The sequence below is a fragment of the Streptomyces sp. NPDC005648 genome (assembly GCF_040605395.1).
GTDB lineage: Bacteria > Actinomycetota > Actinomycetes > Streptomycetales > Streptomycetaceae > Streptomyces.
In genome coordinates this window covers 52,927-69,532 of sequence record NZ_JBEXCS010000026.1, presented here as the reverse complement: position 1 = coordinate 69,532, position 16,606 = coordinate 52,927, and the positions used below count along the sequence as shown (strand labels likewise).

Below are 16,606 nucleotides of genomic sequence, written 5' to 3'. Positions count from 1 at the left end.
CCGACGCCCGGCGCTTCACCCGACTCGGCCTCGTTGAGACGGGTGCCCATCACCACGGGTCGGGCCGCTCGGCTCGGGTCAGCTCGACCGCCTGGTCACTCCCTGGGGGCATTGCGGAGATGACCGGTGGCGAGGGCGAGGAGGGCGAACCGGCGGCTGGTCCGACGGATGTCGGGGTGGTCCTCGCCGAGGATGCGGCGGCCGTCTTCGAGGAGAGGGTGGCGCAGGGCGAGGGCACGGCGGGGGTGGAGGGACCAGAGGACGGCGTAGGCGTGGTTCACCCGCCGGTACCAGGTAAGGGGGTGGTCAGGGCCGTGGACGCGGGCGCTGTCGGCGGCGAGCGACGCGTAGGCGGCGACCGCCTTGCGGACGCGGCCGGTGAGGCGGAGGGCCCAGGCTTCGTTGATGCGGGCGTTGAGGGTCGCCTTGTGGTCGGGGCCGTACAGCCTCTCCATGGCCTCGACGCGGGCCCGGTACATGGCCAGGGACTGCCGGATCCTGCCGGTGGCCCGCAGGCTGCCGGCCCGCCACCACAGCTGCTCCAGGGTGTCCGGATGGTCGGGGCCGTACCGTTCGAGGATCTCCTCCAGCAGCCGTCGCTGCACCGCCGCGCACTTCCAGACGAGCCCCACCGACCAGTAGGCGCCGCCGAGTCTGCGCAGGGCGATGAGGCTGTGCGGGCTGTCCGCTCCCGTCCTGGCCGTGTGCCGGGCGAGTATCCGGCGGCGGATGCGGAGTGCCTTGACGCGTCGGTTGACCTGCCGGTAGTCGTCGGCCAGGTCGTCCAGCTCATAGATGGTGTTCACGTGCTCGGCCCCGAGGACACGGACGAACTCGGCGTACAGCGCGCGGCGCATCCGCAGCGCCTTCCGGCGCTTTCCAGTCCGCCTGACGGCGTCGACCTGCTCGGACCGCGCGAACAGGGTCCAGGGGTGGTCCGGACCGTAGAACCGCGTGTAGTCGTCGACCGACCGGGTGATCGCGGCGAGCCACTCCGGAAGGCGGCAGGCTCTGGCGTACGCGCTTGCCATGCGTCGCCGTACGACGATCGTGTAGCGGTGGTCGGGGCCGTGCCGCCGTTCCAGCGTGGTCAGCGCCTCCCGGTAGCGGGCGAGGCCCCGGTCGTAGTCGCCCAGGTCGATCTCGGTGTCGGCGAGCACGGTGGCCGCCCAGGGTGCGTCGTCGTCGGTGCGGTGGCGAGTGAGGCGTTCCTCCAGCGACCGTTCCCTCAGTGCTCGGGCCTCCTGTTCCCGGTTCGTTCGCAGCAGCAGGTCAGCCAGCAGCTCATCGGCATGCGCGACCAACGCGTGCCGGGCGCCCAGGCTGTCCACGGCCTCCCCGCGGGTCCGCCGGATCAGGGCCTCGGCCTCCTCGTACGAACGCGCGCCCCGCAGCGCGACCACCAGATCGAGACGCGCGCCCAGCGTCCACGGGTGGCCCGGCCCGCGGATCCGCTCCGCCTCCCGCACGACCCGGCGCGCGACCTCGACCGCCTCCGAATGCTGTCCCGCCTCCTCACAGGTGTCGGCGTAGACGCTGCGTGCGAGCAGGGTGGACGTGTCGTCCGGGCCCAGCAACCGGGTGTAGTCCTCAAGGAGTTCGGCGGCCTGCCCGCGGGCCTCCTGGTGCCGCAGCGCGTTGCGCAGCATGTGGACCACCCAGCGGCGCGCGTCCAGGACGCCGGGGTGGTCGGGGCCGTGCAGGGCCGTCAGGTCGTCGACGTTACGGTGGCAGACGGCGAGGGCTTCGTCGTACCGCTCCATCTCTCCCAGGGCACTCGCCCAGGTCTCCCGTACGGTCGTGAGGTGCCTCGGCTCGTCGGCGAACAGCCGTTCCCCGTCGGTCAGGGCACGGCGGGCGACCTCCAGCGCCTCGTCGTGCATCCCTGCCGACATGCAGTTCTCGGCCAGGCGGGTCCGGAGCCAGACGGTCTCCGTCGGGTCCGGGTCCTCTTCCGACTCCCGTTCCGCCAGCAGTCTGCGGAGCAGTTCCGCGCCCTCGGCGGCGCGTCCGGCCGAGTCGTAGAAGTCGACCAGCCGGCTGAGCCCGCCGGAGTCCCGGGACAGTGCCGCCCCGGCCGTCGGCAGCAGTCGTTCGCGGACGGCCTCGGAGAGCTCGACGGCCTCGGTCAGCCGTCCGGCCGCGCCGTACATTCGGGCCAGATCACGCTGTGCTTCGATCGTGTCGCCGTGGTCGGGGCCGCGGAGTCTCCCGACGTCCTGGACGAGGTGCTCGTACAGGGAGACCGCGAGGTCGAAGTGGCCTGCGGCGCGGTGTGCGTTGGCCAGGTTCCTGCGGACGGCGAGTGTCTCCTCGTTATCGGGGCCGTTCGCCCTCTCCAGGAGAGTGAGCAGTCGGTCGAGGGGAGCGACGGCGCCCTCGGAGCGGCCTGTCCACTCCCGGATCTCGGCCAGCGCACGCAATGCTGTGAGCATAGCCGCCGACTCCGTCCGCACCCCTGTGTCCATGCAGAACAGAGTCTCCTCGGCGACGGCGAGCGCCCGCGCCGACTCCCCGACCCGGCAGAGATACCGGGACATCCAGCCACGCAGGCGGGCGAGTCGCCCGGTGCACTCCTCCCCCAGCACGGCGAGGTCGGTGACCAGCGCGCTCCACAAGGCGTCCACCTGGCCGACGAGTTGGTCGCCCTCCTCACGTCTCTCCCATGCCTCCCGCAACGGTGTCAGCACGTCTTCGAGGCATTCCCCGACCGCCCCCGCCACCGCCGCCAGCGCTCCGTCCGTCCGCGCCCGGTCCTGCACCACCCGCTGGGTCAGCCGGTGCAGGGCCACGCTGTCGCTGCCCACCCGGGTGGCCAGTGAGGCCTCCACCAACAGCCCCACGGCCCGCTCGACGTCGGCCCGGCCGACATGCGGCCGCCCCCGCCCGGCCACCGTCTGGAGCAACGCGCTCGGCACCCCCGAAGGGGCCAGCACGGCCAGCGCGTCCAGCAGCACCCGCAGCAGCCCACTGCCGTCCCGCCCCTCCGCCTGCTGCACGGACAGCAGCACCGCCTCCGCCATCCGGTGTGGATACCGTTCCCCCGGCACCGCGGCCAGCAACCGCGCGACCGGCATGGTCCGCAGCCGCTCCAGACACCCGTCGTACCCGATGTGCTCGCTCTTGATGACAGCCGCGGACTGGGCGAGGGCGACGGGGAGCCTGCCGAGTTCCTCGGCGAGTCTGCGTGCCCCCTCCGGGTCGTCGAGCCCAGTGCGCTCGCGCAGGAAGGCGAGCGCCTCCTCCGGGGTGAAGACGCCGACATCCACCTGGCCGCCCGTGGCCATGTTCCCGAACGACCGGGACGTGGTGGTCACCACCACCTCGGCGCGACCGGCCGTGGGCAGCCAGCCGTCGACCTCGTCCGGATCCATGGCGTTGTCCACGACCAGCAGACACCGCTCGTCGGTGCGTCCGATCCAGATGAGCGCGGCGCGCGCAGAGGCCTCGGCATCCTCGCCCGGCTCCCGCACCCCGAGGTGGGCCGCCAGTTCGGCGAGGCCCGACACCAACTGGCCGCGGGTCTCCCCGTTGAACCAGGCGACCACCGGCCAGTCGTCCTCGATCCTGGAGCGGGCGTACGCGGCGGCTAGCTGCGTCTTGCCCACGCCCCTTGTCCCGGTCACCGTGCGGACGACGGCGAGGCGGTGGTCGGCCGCGGTGCGGGCGAGTTCCGCGACGAGGTCGTCACGCGGCTGGAAGCCGACCGGACGGCGGGGCAGCTCGCCCATGCGTACGAGCGTCGCCGTGGGCTCGATGGCGTGACCGTTCGCGGAGGCGGTGGAGTGGGCCAGCTCGACACGGACCGGGGCGGGTGCGGAGCGATCGGCGGTGTACCAGTTCGTCCACGCGGCGATCGCGGCGGCGACCACGCCACCGGCCGCGATGCCGACCGAGGCCCGGTCACCGTCGTCCGGCGGGGTGAACGGCAGCGCGGCGCCGTAGAAGACCATGAATGTGGTCCCGAACCCGACCAGGGCGAGCAGGATGGCCACCACCCAGCGCACTCCCGGCCGCATCCCCCGTCCCCCCTTCGGCGCACGGGACGATTGTGCGGCAGGGGAGGTTCCTTGAGAAAGGTCCTCAGGACAGCTCTCTCAGGAAGACGCGCAGGAAGACAGACGCGCCAGGTGGCTCAGGACGGTGTACGTGCCGCCGCCAGCAGCCTGGTCACGTCGTCCGAGCAGATCGTCAGGGCGGCGCCGACCGTGCTCAGGACGTCCCGTTCGGCGGGGGTGTACGGGCCGTCGGCAAGGGCGATGCGGGCCCCCTGGAGAAGGATCGATTCGCGGCCGGCCGGGGCGAGGTGCGGGGCGAGGGGGTCGAGGGCCTCGTGCAGCTCTATGGCCAGTCCGGCCCCGCAGGACTGGCCGTAGACCCGGCCGGTGTCGGCGGCCAGCGCCTCGACCAGCGCCTCCAGCTGTTCCTCCGTGCAGTCGTCGAAGCCGGCGGCGCGGACCGTGGTCCCGGCGGCTTCCAGCGAGGTACGGGAACAGGTGCCGCCCGCGGCGAGGACCGCCAGGGCGACCGTGTGGACGGCGTCGCGGAGCATCGCGGAGAAGCGGGTGGTGGTGGGGTGGTCGAGGGCGTCGGTGCCGAAGTGGCGGCGGCAGGCGGCGCATTCGACGACGGGTCCGGTCTCGCCGCGGGGCAGGACCGGGACGCCGAGGAGGGTGAAGCGGCGGCGGCCGGTCAGCCGCTGGTAGTTGCGGTCGCCTCCGCAGCCCGGGCAGAAGAACTCGCCGTCCCCCACGGGCGTCCACGCGGTGCGGGTGCCCAGGAAGCGCGCGGGCCTGGCGGCTCGGCCGTTTCGTCCCCGTACTGGCAGCACGTCGCACCTCCTTAACACCGCGGCAACATCGCAGCGGTGTCCGTGATGTTAGCCACATCGGTGAGGCGTAGTCAGCACCCTGGACGAGACCTTTCCGTGACCTCCACGAACAGGTGGCCGAAAAGAGGCGGGGCCTTGATCGCCGTATAGCGCGCTCAAGGCCCCGAAACCGCCGGTCAGACGGGTTACCGCGCCGCGCGGTTCACCGCGGAGACGACCGCCTTCAGGGAAGCACGCGTCGTGTTCGCGTCGATGCCGATTCCCCACAGGACCTTGTCGTCGATCACGCATTCGATGTACGAGGCGGCCTGCGCGGAGGCGCCCTCGCTCATCGTGTGCTCCTGGTAGTCCAGCAGGCGGGCGTCGACGCCGACGGCGGCCAGCGCGTCGAAGAAGGCGGAGATGGGGCCGTTGCCGGAGCCGGTGAGGACGGTCTCCTCGCCGTCGACGACCGCCTCGACCCGCAGGGTGTCCACGCCGTCGGTGTCGGTCGTCGACTGGCCGTTCCTGACCTGGATACGGCCCCACGGGTTCTCGGGGTTGGGCAGGTACTCGTCCTGGAAGACGGCCCAGATGTCGGAGCCGGTGACCTCGCCGCCCTCGGCGTCCGTCTTCGCCTGGATGATCTTCGAGAACTCGATCTGCATCCGGCGGGGCAGGTCCAGCTTGTGGTCGTTCTTCAGGACGTACGCGATCCCGCCCTTGCCGGACTGCGAGTTGACGCGGATGACGGCCTCGTAGGAGCGGCCGACGTCCTTCGGGTCGATCGGCAGGTAGGGGACGGCCCACTCGAGGTCGTCGACCGTCACGCCCTTGGCGGCCGCGTCGGCCTCCATCGCGTCGAAGCCCTTCTTGATGGCGTCCTGGTGGGAGCCGGAGAAGGACGTGTAGACCAGGTCGCCCACGTACGGGTGGCGCGGGTGGACCTCCATCTGGTTGCAGTACTCCCACGTACGACGGATCTCGTCGATGTCGGAGAAGTCGATCTGCGGGTCGACGCCCTGGGAGAACAGGTTCATGCCCAGGGTGACCAGGTCGACGTTGCCGGTGCGCTCGCCCTGCCCGAACAGACAGCCCTCGACGCGGTCGGCGCCGGCCATCAGGGCCAGCTCGGCGGCGGCGACGGCGGTACCGCGGTCGTTGTGCGGGTGGATCGACAGCACCACGTGCTCACGGCGCGACAGGTTGCGGTGCATCCACTCGAAGCGGTCCGCGTGCGTGGAAGGGGTCGAACGCTCCACGGTGGCGGGCAGGTTGAGGATGATCTCGCGGCCCGGACCCGGCTGGTAGACGTCCATCACCGCCTCACAGACCTCCAGCGCGAAGTCCAGCTCGGTGTCGGTGAAGATCTCGGGGCTGTACTGGTAGCCGAACTCCGTCTCCGGGCCCAGCAGTTTCTCGGCGTACTCCATCACCAGGCGCGTGCCGTCGACGGCGATCTGCTTGATGTCGTCCTTGGAGCCGCGGAAGACGACCCGGCGGAAGACCGGGGCGGTCGCGTTGTACAGGTGGACGGTGGCCCGCTTGGCGCCCTTCAGCGACTCCACGGTCCGCTCGATCAGGTCCTCGCGGGCCTGGGTCAGCACGGAGATGGTGACGTCGTCGGGAATGACCCCGGGCTCCTCGATGATCGACCGTACGAAGTCGAAGTCCGTCTGGCCCGACGCCGGGAAGCCGACCTCGATCTCCTTGTAGCCCATCTTCACCAGCTGGTCGAACATCCGGCGCTTGCGCTCGGGCGACATCGGGTCGATCAGGGACTGGTTGCCGTCGCGCAGGTCGGTGGAGAGCCAGCGGGGGGCGACGGTGATCCGGTTGTCCGGCCAGGTGCGGTCGGAGATGTCGACCTGCTCGTACCGGCCGTACTTGTGGATCGGCATGGTGCTGGGCTGCTGGCGGTTCGCCATGATTGCGGGGCTCCTCTTGGTGTCCTGAAGGACGGCCGACGACGCAACGCGAAGCTCCGCGGGGAGGGAGTCGACCTGGACTACAGGCCCTCGCCGCGGCAGCTAAGAAGAAGCAGCCCGAAACGCATGATGCGAAGCATGCTAGCGGAGCCTCTCCGGGCGCGGGGCGCCGTATCAGTATGCGGGACCCGGCGGACGAAAGGGACAAAAAGTGCTCCATACCACTTCGTCACGGAGCGTGCACAACGCTGTCCCGATATTTCACCAATCATGGTTGCGGGTAGTGACACCGGAATGACTCAGTGCAAGGGTGCCGGGCATGACGAAGACCAACGGGGGCTTCGAGCCCGTCTTCTGCACCGTCGTACCGCCGCACATCCTCGACAAGCTGGCCCAGCACGAGGACCCGGCGCTCGCCGATCCCGCCCGCCGCACCCTGGAGCGGGACGCCTTCGAGCGCACCCACCGCCGTCTGACGACGGTCATCGGCGCGCCCGCCGTCGCCGCGCCCGCCGGCGCCGCCTCCGACCAGCCGCACCGCACCCTCTACGACGCCAAGCACGGCACCGACCTGCCCGGCAAGAAGGTCCGCGCCGAGGGCTCCGCACCGGGCAAGGACGCCACCGTCAACCGCGCCTACGCGGGCCTCGGCGCCACCTTCGAGCTGTATCTGAAGGCCTACGGGCGCCACTCGATCGACGGCGAGGGCCTCCCGCTCAACGCGAGCGTCCACTACGACAGGAACTACAACAACGCCTTCTGGAACGGCGAGCAGATGGTGTTCGGCGACGGGGACGGGGAGATCTTCCTCGACTTCACCATCCCGATCGACGTCATCGGCCACGAACTCACCCACGGCGTCACCCAGTACACGGCGAACCTGACCTACTTCGGCCAGCCGGGCGCCCTCAACGAGTCGCTGTCCGATGTCTTCGGCACGCTCATCAAGCAGTACACGCTCGGCCAGACCGCCGCCGAGGCCGACTGGCTGATCGGCGCCGGTCTGCTCGCCCCGCGCGTCACCGGCTCGGCGCTGCGCTCCATGAAGGCCCCGGGCACGGCGTACGACGACGACGTCCTCGGCAAGGACCCGCAGCCGGCGACCATGGACGCCTTCGTCCGCACCGGCCGCGACAACGGCGGCGTCCACATCAACTCCGGCATCCCCAACCACGCCTTCTACCTGGTCGCGAACGCCCTCGGCGGCAACGCCTGGGAGAAGGCCGGCCAGATCTGGTACGACGTCCTGACCGGCGGCACCCTCAAGAAGGACGCCCTGTTCGCGGACTTCGCGGCGCTCACCGTGGCGGCGGCCAAGGCCCGCTACCAGGACGGCGAGGAACTCCAGGCGGTGCTCAAGGCCTGGGAGCAGGTCGGGGTGCGGACGTCGTAGTTCCGTACTAGACAGTCACCCATGCGTATTCGAGTGCGGCGCACGGGCGGTTTCGCGGGCATCGAGCGGCAGGCCGAGGTGGACACCTCGGGGCGGCCCGATGCCCACGAGTGGCGGACCCTGGCCGAGCAGGCGGTCGCCGGCGGCCGGGGCACACCCTCCGCCGGGGTCCCCGACGGGTTCCACTACGAGATCACCGTCGACGGAAGGACGGTGTACGCGGCCGACCCCCGGCTCACCGAGGAGCAGCGGACGCTGATCTCCAGAGTGCTGAGGGAAGGGGCGTAGGACCGGCGTAACAGGTCGTTCACGCACAGGCGTTGACTTCCTTACTGGTGGGTAAGGATGATCCGCGCATGACGAACCCGATACCTCAGTTCCCGGCCGGCTTCCTGTGGGGTGTCTCCACCTCGGCCCACCAGATCGAGGGCGCGGCGGACGAGCGCGAGCCGTCCGTCTGGGACACCTTCACGGCCGAGCCGGGACGGGTGAAGGACGGCTCCACCGCCGCGGTGGCCTGCGACCACTACCACCGCTACCGCGAGGACGTGGCCCTCCTGGCCGACCTGGGCGTGGACGCGTACCGCTTCTCCCTCTCCTGGCCGAGGGTGAACTCCCCCAAGGGGCTCGACTTCTACGACCGTCTCGTCGACGAGCTGCTCACGGCGGGCGTGCGCCCGGTGCCCACCCTCTTCCACTGGGACCTGCCGGTCACACTGGACTGGCTGGAGCGGGACACCGCCTCCCGGTTCGCCGAGTACGTGTCGGTCGTCGCCGAGCGGCTCGGCGACCGGGTGAAGAAGTGGATCACCCTCAACGAGCCCGCCGAGCACACCCTGTTGGGCCACGCGCTGGGCGCCCACGCGCCCGGCAAGCAGCTGCTCTTCGACGCGCTGCCCGTCGCCCACCACCAGCTCCTCGCCCACGGTCTCGCCGTACGGGCCCTGCGCGCGGCCGGCGCCGCGGACATCGGGATCGCCAACTCGCACGGTCCGACCTGGCCGGCGTCGGAGGAGCCCGCGGACGTGGAGGCGGCCGGCTTCTACGACCTGCTGCTGAACCGCCTGTTCGCCGACCCGCTGCTGCTCGGCCAATACCCCGAGGGCCTCGGCGAGTTGATGCCGGGGGACGTCGAGGCCGACCTGAAGGTCATCGCCGAACCCCTCGACTGGTACGGCGTCAACTACTACGCGCCGACCCGCGTGGGCGCCCCGCAGGGCGAGGACATCGAGTTCGGCGGACTCACCATCCCGGCCGAACTCCCCTTCTCCGTACGGCAGATCGAAGGCGTCCCGGTGACCGACTTCGGCTGGCCGGTGGTCCCCTCGGGCTTGACGGAGCTCCTCACCACCTTCCGCGAGCGCTACGGCGACCGGCTCCCGCCCGTCGTCATCACCGAGAACGGCTGCAGCTACCCCGGCATCGACGACCAGGACCGGATCACCTACCTGGACGGCCATGTCCGCGCCCTGCACGGGGCGTTGGAGGCCGGTGTGGACGTACGCGGGTACTTCGTGTGGTCGCTGCTGGACAACTTCGAGTGGGCGGAGGGGTACGAGCGGCGGTTCGGGCTGGTGCACGTGGACTTCGAGACGCAGACCCGGACACCGAAGTCGTCGTACGGCTGGTACCGGGAGCTGTTGCGGGCGCAGAGATGACGGCGCCCCTGAAGGACCCGTCGGCGGCGCTCGCCGAGCCCGTCGAACGGGTCGGGCGCGGCTGGACGGCGTCCCTGTCACTCGCCAACGGGGCCATCTGGGTGGGCTGGTTCGGCCCCCTGCAGATTCTGCTGGCCTCGCAGGCCAAGGACTTCGCGCCCGGCTCCGGCATGTCCAAGGAGACGATGCTGGCCTGGGTCACGGGCATCGGCGCGCTGGTCTCGCTGGTCGCCAACCCGCTCTTCGGCGCGCTGTCGGACCGGACGACCGCGCGCTGGGGCCGCCGTACGCCGTGGATCGTGGCCGGGGCGGCCGGCGGGGCGCTGTCGTTGCTGCTGCTCGCGGGCGCGGGCGGACTGTGGACCATGACGCTGGGCTGGTGTCTGGTCCAGCTCACCCTGAACGCGGCCTTCGCGGCGGTCACCGCCGCCGTGCCGGACCGGGTGCCACGGCTTCAACGGGGCTCGGTGGGCGGCTGGTTGGGGGCGGCGCAGATCCTGGGCGTGGTCGGCGGGACCGGGCTGGCCACGGCGGCGGGCGGGATCGGGGCCGGGTATGTGGCGTGCGCGGTGTTCACCGTGGTGGGGGTGCTGCCGTATGTGCTCCGCCATCCGGATCTGCGGCTGTCGGCGGCGGACCGGCCGCTCTGGTCCTCGCGCGGCTTCCTCGCCGGGTTCTGGCTGAGTCCGAAGCGGTATCCGGACCTGGGGTGGGCGTGGCTGACCCGGTTCCTGATCAACCTCAGCAACGCCCTCGTCCTCCTCTACCTCCTCTACTACCTGCGCGACCGGCTCCACTACCACGACCCCGACCAGGGGGTGCTGATCCTGACCGCGGTGAACGGGCTGACCCTGCTCGCCACGGTCGTGGTGGGCGGTGTCTGGTCCGACCGGGTGGGTCGGCGCAAGCCCTTCGTGGTCTGGTCGGGGGTGCTGATGGCGGTGGCGACGGCGGCGCTGGCCGCCTGGCAGACCTGGCCCGGGGCGATCGTCGCGGCCGCGGTGCTGGGCATCGGCTTCGGGGTGTTCACCTCGGTCGACTTCGCGCTGATGACGGACGTGCTGCCGAAGGCCCTGGACCGGGGCAAGGACCTCGGCGTCATCAACGTGGCCAACGCCCTCCCCCAGGTCGCGGCCCCCGCCCTCGCCGCCCCGATCGTGACGTACCTCGGCGGATACCGGGTGCTGTATCTGGTGTCCGCGGTGATCGGACTGGCGGGAGCGGTGCTGGTGGGCCGGATCCGGGGGGTGGACTGACGTTTGCCCGGGGGTGGGCTGTCGTCCGTCCGCGGGTGGGCTGTCGTCAGAGGGCTCCGGCGTCCCTCGCCGCCCACGCGGACGGGTAGTAGGGGCGGAAGCCGAGGTCCCGGCGGATGCGGTCGGTGGACATGATGCCGAACCACGGGTCGGGGTCCGTCGTGGTCGCCCACTCCGTGGGGACCTCCGCGCCGCCCAGCTGGTACAGCTCGACCGTCGTGACCGGGGCGTCGTCCGCGATGTTGTAGACGGGGCCGGTCACCGCCGGCGCGTGCAGGAGCCGTAGCAGCCCCTGGGCGACGTCGGCGTGGTGGGCCATGTGGAGGCGCTGGTGGGGCGCCCAGTTCGGGGCCCAGTTCAGGGCCTGGGCGAGATGGGGGTCGCCCTCGCCGTAGACGAAGGGCAACCGCCCGATGCGCACCTCGGTGCCTCCGCCCAGCGCGAGCAGTTCCCGCTCAGCCGCCGCCTTCGACTCGTTGTAGGCGCCCCACATCTGGCCGCCGGGCCGGCTCTCGTCCTCCTCGACCAGCGGGCGGCCCCGCCCGACGCCGTACACCATCCCGGTGCTGACCTGCACGAACCGCCGTACCCCCGAAGCCACCGCGGCCCGCCCCAGCTCCACCGCCGCGTCCCGGTTGACGGCCCACGCCTCCTCGTCGGGCACCCCGCGGAAGGAGGCGGCCACGTTCACGACGGCGTCCACGCCCGCGACCGCCTTGCCGAGGACCTCCGTGTCCCGCAGATCCCCCACGACGACCTCGGCGCCCCGCTCGGCGAACGGCTCCCCGCGCTCCGCGTCCCGCACCAGCACCCGGACCCGTTCCTCCGGCCCGCCGCGCGCGATCAGCCTCGGCACGAAGCGCCGCCCCACCTGTCCCGTCGTACCGGTCACCAATGTCAGCATGGTGCTGCTCCCCTCTTGTCGCGGTCTCTTCCCGGCCCAGCCTTCAGCGGGGCCGCGGCCACCGGGAGAGACCTGTCGATCGGGGGACCGGCAGACCCTGGATAAGCCGGGCGCGCTCCCGCACCCTGGAAGGGTGAACCGAGCCGAACTCGCCGACTTCCTGCGCCGCGGCCGGGCCCGCCTCGACCCGGCGGACGTGGGTCTCACCCCCGGCGCGCGCCGCCGTACACCGGGGCTGCGCCGTGAGGAGGTGGCTCAGCTGGCCGGCATGTCGGTGGACTACTACACGCGCATGGAGCAGTCCCGGGGACCGCGCCCCTCGCGCCAGATGCTCACGGCGCTGGCGCGGGCGCTACGGCTGACCGCCGCCGAGCACGACCATCTGTTCCATCTGGCCGGCGAGGAACCGCCCCGCCGCGAGACGGCCTCGGCCCATGTACGGCCGGGGCTGCTGCTGATCCTGGACCGGCTGTACGACACCCCGGCCCAGCTGGTGAACGACTGCGGGGAGGTGCTGGCGCAGAACGCGATGGCGAGGGCGCTGGTCGGCGATGTGATGTCCCGGCCGCGACGGGAGCGGAACCTGGTCCGGCGCTTCTTCCTGGACCCGACGGCCCGCTCCCTGTTCCCGGAGGAGGACCACGCGCCGCACGCGCGCTCCCATGTGGCGAATCTGCGGGCGGTGACCGCCGCCCGCCCCGCCGACCCGGAGCCGGCCGCACTGGTCGCCGAACTCCGTTCGTCCAGCCGCGAGTTCGCCCGCCTCTGGGACGAGCACGAGGTGTCCCTGCGGCACCGCGCGACCAAGCGCTTCCTGCATCCCCAGGTGGGTCTGCTGGAGCTGGACTGCGAGGTCATGCTCAGCCACGAGCACCACCACCTGCTGATAGTCCACACAGCCCGCCCCGGCACCCAGACCCACGAACGGCTGCAACTGCTCCGCGTGCTGGGCCTCCAGAACATGTCCCCGAGCCAGACGGCCCCTTAGAACCCCAGCTTGCGCAGCTGGCGAGGGTCCCGTTGCCAGTCCTTCGCCACCTTCACATGGAGGTCCAGGAACACCGGAGTGCCCAGCAGGGCCTCGATCTGCTTGCGGGACTTGATGCCGACCTCCTTCAGGCGCCGGCCCTGCGGGCCGATGATGATGCCCTTCTGGCTGGGGCGCTCGATGTAGACGAAGGCGTGGATGTCGAGGAGGGGCCGGTCGGCGGGGCGGCCCTCGCGGGGGAGCATCTCCTCGACGACGACCGCGATGGAGTGCGGCAGCTCGTCACGGACGCCCTCCAGCGCCGCCTCACGGATCAGCTCGGCGATCATGATCTGCTCGGGCTCGTCGGTGAGGTCGCCCTCGGGGTAGAGCGCCGGGCCCTCGGGAAGGAGGGGGACGATCAGGTCGGCCAGCAGACCCACCTGCTGGTCGCCGACCGCCGACACCGGGACGATCTCCGCCCACTCGAAGCCCAGCTCCTTGCCGAGCTGGTCGATCGCGATGAGCTGCTCGGCGAGCGTCTTGCTGTCGACGAGGTCGGTCTTGGTGACGATCGCGATCTTCGGCGTCTTCTTGATCGACGCCAGTTCCTTCGCGATGAAACGGTCACCGGGACCGAGCTTCTCGTTCGCCGGCAGACAGAAACCGATCACGTCGACCTCGGCCCAGGTGGTGCGGACCACGTCGTTCAGGCGTTGCCCGAGCAGGGTGCGCGGCTTGTGCAGCCCAGGGGTGTCGACCAGGATGAGCTGGGCGTCCTCCCTGTGCACGATCCCCCGGACCGTGTGCCGCGTGGTCTGCGGCTGGTTCGCGGTGATCGCCACCTTCTGCCCGACCAGAGCGTTCGTGAGGGTGGACTTGCCCGCGTTGGGGCGACCGACGAAGCAGGCGAAGCCGGCTCGGTGGACGGACTCGCCCGAGGCTTCGGATGACTGGGTACGAACGCTCATGCCCCCCATTCTCCCTGATCCCACAAGCGCCGCCGCACCGTGAGGTTTCGGTAACCCCCACGCAACGAAACGTCACGGAAACACATCTGTACACATCCGGAAACGCGCGGCGGTGACCCTCTGACGAGCCCCCACCCCGTTGGAGACGACGTGACGACCTTCGCCGCCGCGCACGCAGACACCGGCGACACCGCCTGGCTGCTCGCCGCCACCGCCCTCGTCCTGCTGATGACCCCGGGCCTCGCGCTGTTCTACGGCGGCATGGTCCGCACGAAGAGCGTCCTCAACATGCTGATGATGAGCTTCGTGTCGATCGCCCTGGTCACGGTGGTCTGGCTGGCCGGCGGCTACTCCCTCGCGTTCGGCGACGACATCGGCGGCGGCCCGGCCAGAGGTCTGATCGGCGGCCTGGAGCACGCCGGAATGGCCGGCCTCGGCCCGGACAGCCTGCACGGCACCGTCCCGACCCTGCTCTTCGCCACCTTCCAGCTCACCTTCGCGATCATCACGGCGGCCCTGATCAGCGGCGCGATCGCGGACCGCGCGAAGTTCGGCGCCTGGCTGGTCTTCGTCCCGGTCTGGGCACTGCTCGTATACGTTCCCGTCGCACACTGGGTCTGGGGCCCCGGCGGCTGGATCCTCGACCGGCTCGGCGCCCTCGACTTCGCGGGCGGTCTGCCCGTGGAAATCACCTCCGGCGCCTCGGGGCTGGCTCTCTGCCTGGTCCTGGGCCCGCGCCTCGGGTTCAAGAAGGACGCCATGCGCCCGCACAACCTCCCCATGGTGATGCTGGGCGCCGGTCTCCTCTGGTTCGGCTGGTTCGGCTTCAACGCGGGCTCGGCGCTGGGCGCCAACGGCCTGGCCGCCGCGGCCTTCCTCAACACCCTCGCCGCCGGCTGCACCGGCCTGCTCGGCTGGCTCTTCGTCGAGCAGAGGCGCGACGGCCACCCCACCACCCTGGGTGCCGCGTCCGGCGCGGTCGCCGGCCTGGTCGCGATCACCCCGTCCTGCGGCACCGTCTCCCTGCTCGGCGCGCTGGTCGTCGGCCTCGCCGCCGGTGTCGTCTGCTCGTACGCCGTCAGCTGGAAGTTCCGGCTGAACTACGACGACTCCCTCGACGTCGTCGGAGTGCACCTGGTCGGCGGAGTCATCGGCACGCTCCTGATCGGCGTCTTCGCCGTCGAGTCGATGACCGGCGGCCCCGAGGGCCTCCTCTACGGCGGCGGACTGGCCCAGCTCGGCAAGCAGGCGGTGGCCGTGGTCGTCGTGGCGGCGTACGCGTTCCTGATGACCTACGCCCTCGGCAAGCTGATCGACAAGGCGATGGGCTTCCGTGCGGACGAGGAGCACGAGCACACCGGCCTGGACCTTACGGTGCACGCCGAGACGGCATACGATCACGGCGTCCTGGGGCACGGCGCCCCGGTCAGCTCCTCCGTCGTCCCCTCCGCGCAGAAGGTCAACTCCCAGGCATGAAGCTCATCACCGCGATCGTCAAGCCCTACCGCCTCGACGAGGTGAAGACGGCCCTGCAGGAGATCGGCGTGCACGGCCTGACCGTGACCGAGGCCAGCGGCTACGGCCGCCAGCGCGGCCACACCGAGGTGTACCGCGGCGCCGAGTACCAGGTCGACCTCGTGCCCAAGGTCCGGATCGAGGTCGTCGTCGACGACGCCGACTCCGACGCCGTCATCGACGCGATCGTCAAGGCCGCGCAGACGGGGAAGATCGGGGACGGGAAGGTGTGGGCACTGCCGGTCGAGACGGTCGTACGGGTTCGGACGGGCGAGCGCGGTCCCGACGCGCTCTGAGCACCAGGACCACTGCCAGGACCGCCACCGCCAGCAGCACCAGCGCCGCCGCCCACGGCAGGGCGAGGAATGACGCGCTCGCCGACTCGCGGGTGTCCTGCGCGCTGGCCGTCAACTTGACGTCTCCCCAGTCGAGTTGGGGCGCCCCGTGCCACAGCTCGGTGAGATGGACACGCTGGCCGGGAAGGAGTTCGGAGGGGATCCTCGACAGGTCGCGGCTGAGGAGCGTACGCCCGAACAGACCCTCCGCGCGCAGTTCCACCTTGGGGTTCAGGGTGACGTTGCCGGTGTTGTGGAGGGTGTAGGAGATCGTCGCCGTGCTGTCGCCGAAGCCCGGGACGAGGGGCTGGTGGTGGACGAGGTGGACGTTCTCCACGGAGATCGCGGGAAGCGTCGGGCCGCCGACCCGGAGGTAGACACGGGCGGCCACGGCCCGCCGCACACCGAGCGCCAGTGAACCGTCGCCCTTGTCGATCCGTTCGTCGAGGGCGACCAACGCGCCCGGGTGGTCGCCGGGTTCGGCGCCCTTGGGCACACGCAGGGTGAAGGGCACGGTGACCTTGCCGTGCGGCGGGACGGTCACCCGGGACTTCGCGGGCTTCGCCCAGGCACCCACGCCCCGCTGCCGCTCCGCCACCGTCCGCACGGCGAATCCGCCGTCGCGCGGGGTGTTGTAGGCGTCGGCGGCGTAGAGACGGAAGGTCAGGGGCTTCGCGGTCTTGTTGGCGACGACCACCTTGTCCCGGATGGTCGTCCCCGGGTCGGCGGAGAGGTAGAAGTACGGGCGGGCGGCGATCCTGGAGGCGAGCGGGTAGACGGACCAGCTGCCGTTGTCGGCGGCGCGTGCGGGTGCGGTGAGGCCGGTGAGCAGCAGGGTCAGAAGGAGTACGGACAGCTTGCGCATGGGT

General features: G+C 71.1%; 13 protein-coding genes. 7 read left to right on the top strand and 6 right to left on the bottom strand.

Annotation, left to right across the window (positions count from 1 at the left end):
- Positions 1-95 precede the first annotated feature (95 nt).
- From ABZT17_RS17570 to leuA, 3 genes are all read right to left on the bottom strand, one after another.
- Complete coding sequence (locus ABZT17_RS17570; protein ID WP_356349640.1) at positions 96-4,019, bottom strand: tetratricopeptide repeat protein; 3,924 nt, start codon at positions 4,017-4,019, stop codon at positions 96-98.
- A 116-nt stretch (positions 4,020-4,135) separates the two neighbouring features.
- Complete coding sequence (locus tag ABZT17_RS17565; protein WP_356349638.1) at positions 4,136-4,831, bottom strand: TerB family tellurite resistance protein; 696 nt, start codon at positions 4,829-4,831, stop codon at positions 4,136-4,138.
- 185 nt (positions 4,832-5,016) lie between these two features.
- Positions 5,017-6,738 carry a 2-isopropylmalate synthase gene (gene leuA / locus ABZT17_RS17560; protein WP_356349635.1) on the bottom strand — a complete coding sequence of 574 codons (1,722 nt, stop codon included), beginning with the start codon at positions 6,736-6,738 and terminating at the stop codon, positions 5,017-5,019.
- 319 nt (positions 6,739-7,057) lie between these two features.
- Here leuA and ABZT17_RS17555 point away from each other — a divergent pair, with 319 nt between their 5' ends.
- From ABZT17_RS17555 to ABZT17_RS17540, 4 genes are all read left to right on the top strand, one after another.
- Positions 7,058-8,131: a M4 family metallopeptidase gene (locus ABZT17_RS17555; RefSeq protein WP_356349632.1), complete on the top strand. Its 1,074-nt coding sequence runs from the start codon at positions 7,058-7,060 to the stop codon at positions 8,129-8,131.
- Positions 8,132-8,152: 21 nt separating this feature from the next.
- Positions 8,153-8,419, top strand: a complete 267-nt coding sequence (locus ABZT17_RS17550; RefSeq protein WP_356349629.1) for a protealysin inhibitor emfourin — start codon at positions 8,153-8,155, stop codon at positions 8,417-8,419.
- 68 nt (positions 8,420-8,487) lie between these two features.
- A complete protein-coding gene (locus ABZT17_RS17545; RefSeq protein WP_356349627.1) occupies positions 8,488-9,789 on the top strand; it encodes a GH1 family beta-glucosidase in 1,302 nt (433 codons plus the stop codon).
- Complete coding sequence (locus tag ABZT17_RS17540) at positions 9,786-11,045, top strand: MFS transporter (RefSeq protein ID WP_356349624.1); 1,260 nt, start codon at positions 9,786-9,788, stop codon at positions 11,043-11,045. Before ABZT17_RS17545 ends, ABZT17_RS17540 begins: the two co-directional genes overlap by 4 nt.
- 46 nt (positions 11,046-11,091) lie before the next feature.
- On the opposite strand, the gene ABZT17_RS17535 is transcribed toward ABZT17_RS17540, so the two are convergent.
- Positions 11,092-11,949: an NAD(P)-dependent oxidoreductase gene (locus ABZT17_RS17535; RefSeq protein ID WP_356349622.1), complete on the bottom strand. Its 858-nt coding sequence runs from the start codon at positions 11,947-11,949 to the stop codon at positions 11,092-11,094.
- 133 nt (positions 11,950-12,082) lie between these two features.
- On the opposite strand from ABZT17_RS17535, the gene ABZT17_RS17530 reads away from it, so the two are divergent.
- Entirely contained in the window at positions 12,083-12,937 is an 855-nt protein-coding gene (locus tag ABZT17_RS17530; protein ID WP_356349619.1) for a helix-turn-helix transcriptional regulator, read from the top strand.
- On the opposite strand, the gene era is transcribed toward ABZT17_RS17530, so the two are convergent.
- Entirely contained in the window at positions 12,934-13,896 is a 963-nt protein-coding gene (era, locus tag ABZT17_RS17525; protein WP_356349617.1) for a GTPase Era, read from the bottom strand. The genes ABZT17_RS17530 and era overlap by 4 nt on opposite strands.
- A 141-nt stretch (positions 13,897-14,037) precedes the next feature.
- Here era and ABZT17_RS17520 point away from each other — a divergent pair, with 141 nt between their 5' ends.
- Together ABZT17_RS17520 and ABZT17_RS17515 are read left to right on the top strand one after the other, a co-directional pair.
- Positions 14,038-15,363, top strand: coding sequence for an ammonium transporter (locus ABZT17_RS17520; RefSeq protein ID WP_356349614.1), 1,326 nt, complete (start codon positions 14,038-14,040; stop codon positions 15,361-15,363).
- Complete coding sequence (locus tag ABZT17_RS17515) at positions 15,360-15,698, top strand: P-II family nitrogen regulator (protein ID WP_356349612.1); 339 nt, start codon at positions 15,360-15,362, stop codon at positions 15,696-15,698. Before ABZT17_RS17520 ends, ABZT17_RS17515 begins: the two co-directional genes overlap by 4 nt.
- Here the strand turns inward: ABZT17_RS17515 and ABZT17_RS17510 are convergent.
- Positions 15,592-16,602, bottom strand: coding sequence for a DUF916 domain-containing protein (locus ABZT17_RS17510; protein ID WP_356349610.1), 1,011 nt, complete (start codon positions 16,600-16,602; stop codon positions 15,592-15,594). The genes ABZT17_RS17515 and ABZT17_RS17510 overlap by 107 nt on opposite strands.
- Between the last annotated feature and the right edge of the window lie 4 nt (positions 16,603-16,606).

Bases quoted from the DNA above. Each gene is read 5' to 3' on its own strand.
- ABZT17_RS17570 (WP_356349640.1), bottom strand. From the start codon at position 4,019: ATGCGGCCGGGAGTGCGCTGGGTGGTGGCCATCCTGCTCGCCCTGGTC.
- leuA (WP_356349635.1), bottom strand. From the start codon at position 6,738: ATGGCGAACCGCCAGCAGCCCAGCACCATGCCGATCCACAAGTACGGC.
- ABZT17_RS17555 (WP_356349632.1), top strand. From the start codon at position 7,058: ATGACGAAGACCAACGGGGGCTTCGAGCCCGTCTTCTGCACCGTCGTA.
- ABZT17_RS17550 (WP_356349629.1), top strand. From the start codon at position 8,153: ATGCGTATTCGAGTGCGGCGCACGGGCGGTTTCGCGGGCATCGAGCGG.
- ABZT17_RS17545 (WP_356349627.1), top strand. From the start codon at position 8,488: ATGACGAACCCGATACCTCAGTTCCCGGCCGGCTTCCTGTGGGGTGTC.
- ABZT17_RS17540 (WP_356349624.1), top strand. From the start codon at position 9,786: ATGACGGCGCCCCTGAAGGACCCGTCGGCGGCGCTCGCCGAGCCCGTC.
- ABZT17_RS17535 (WP_356349622.1), bottom strand. From the start codon at position 11,949: ATGCTGACATTGGTGACCGGTACGACGGGACAGGTGGGGCGGCGCTTC.
- era (WP_356349617.1), bottom strand. From the start codon at position 13,896: ATGGGGGGCATGAGCGTTCGTACCCAGTCATCCGAAGCCTCGGGCGAG.
- ABZT17_RS17515 (WP_356349612.1), top strand. From the start codon at position 15,360: ATGAAGCTCATCACCGCGATCGTCAAGCCCTACCGCCTCGACGAGGTG.
- ABZT17_RS17510 (WP_356349610.1), bottom strand. From the start codon at position 16,602: ATGCGCAAGCTGTCCGTACTCCTTCTGACCCTGCTGCTCACCGGCCTC.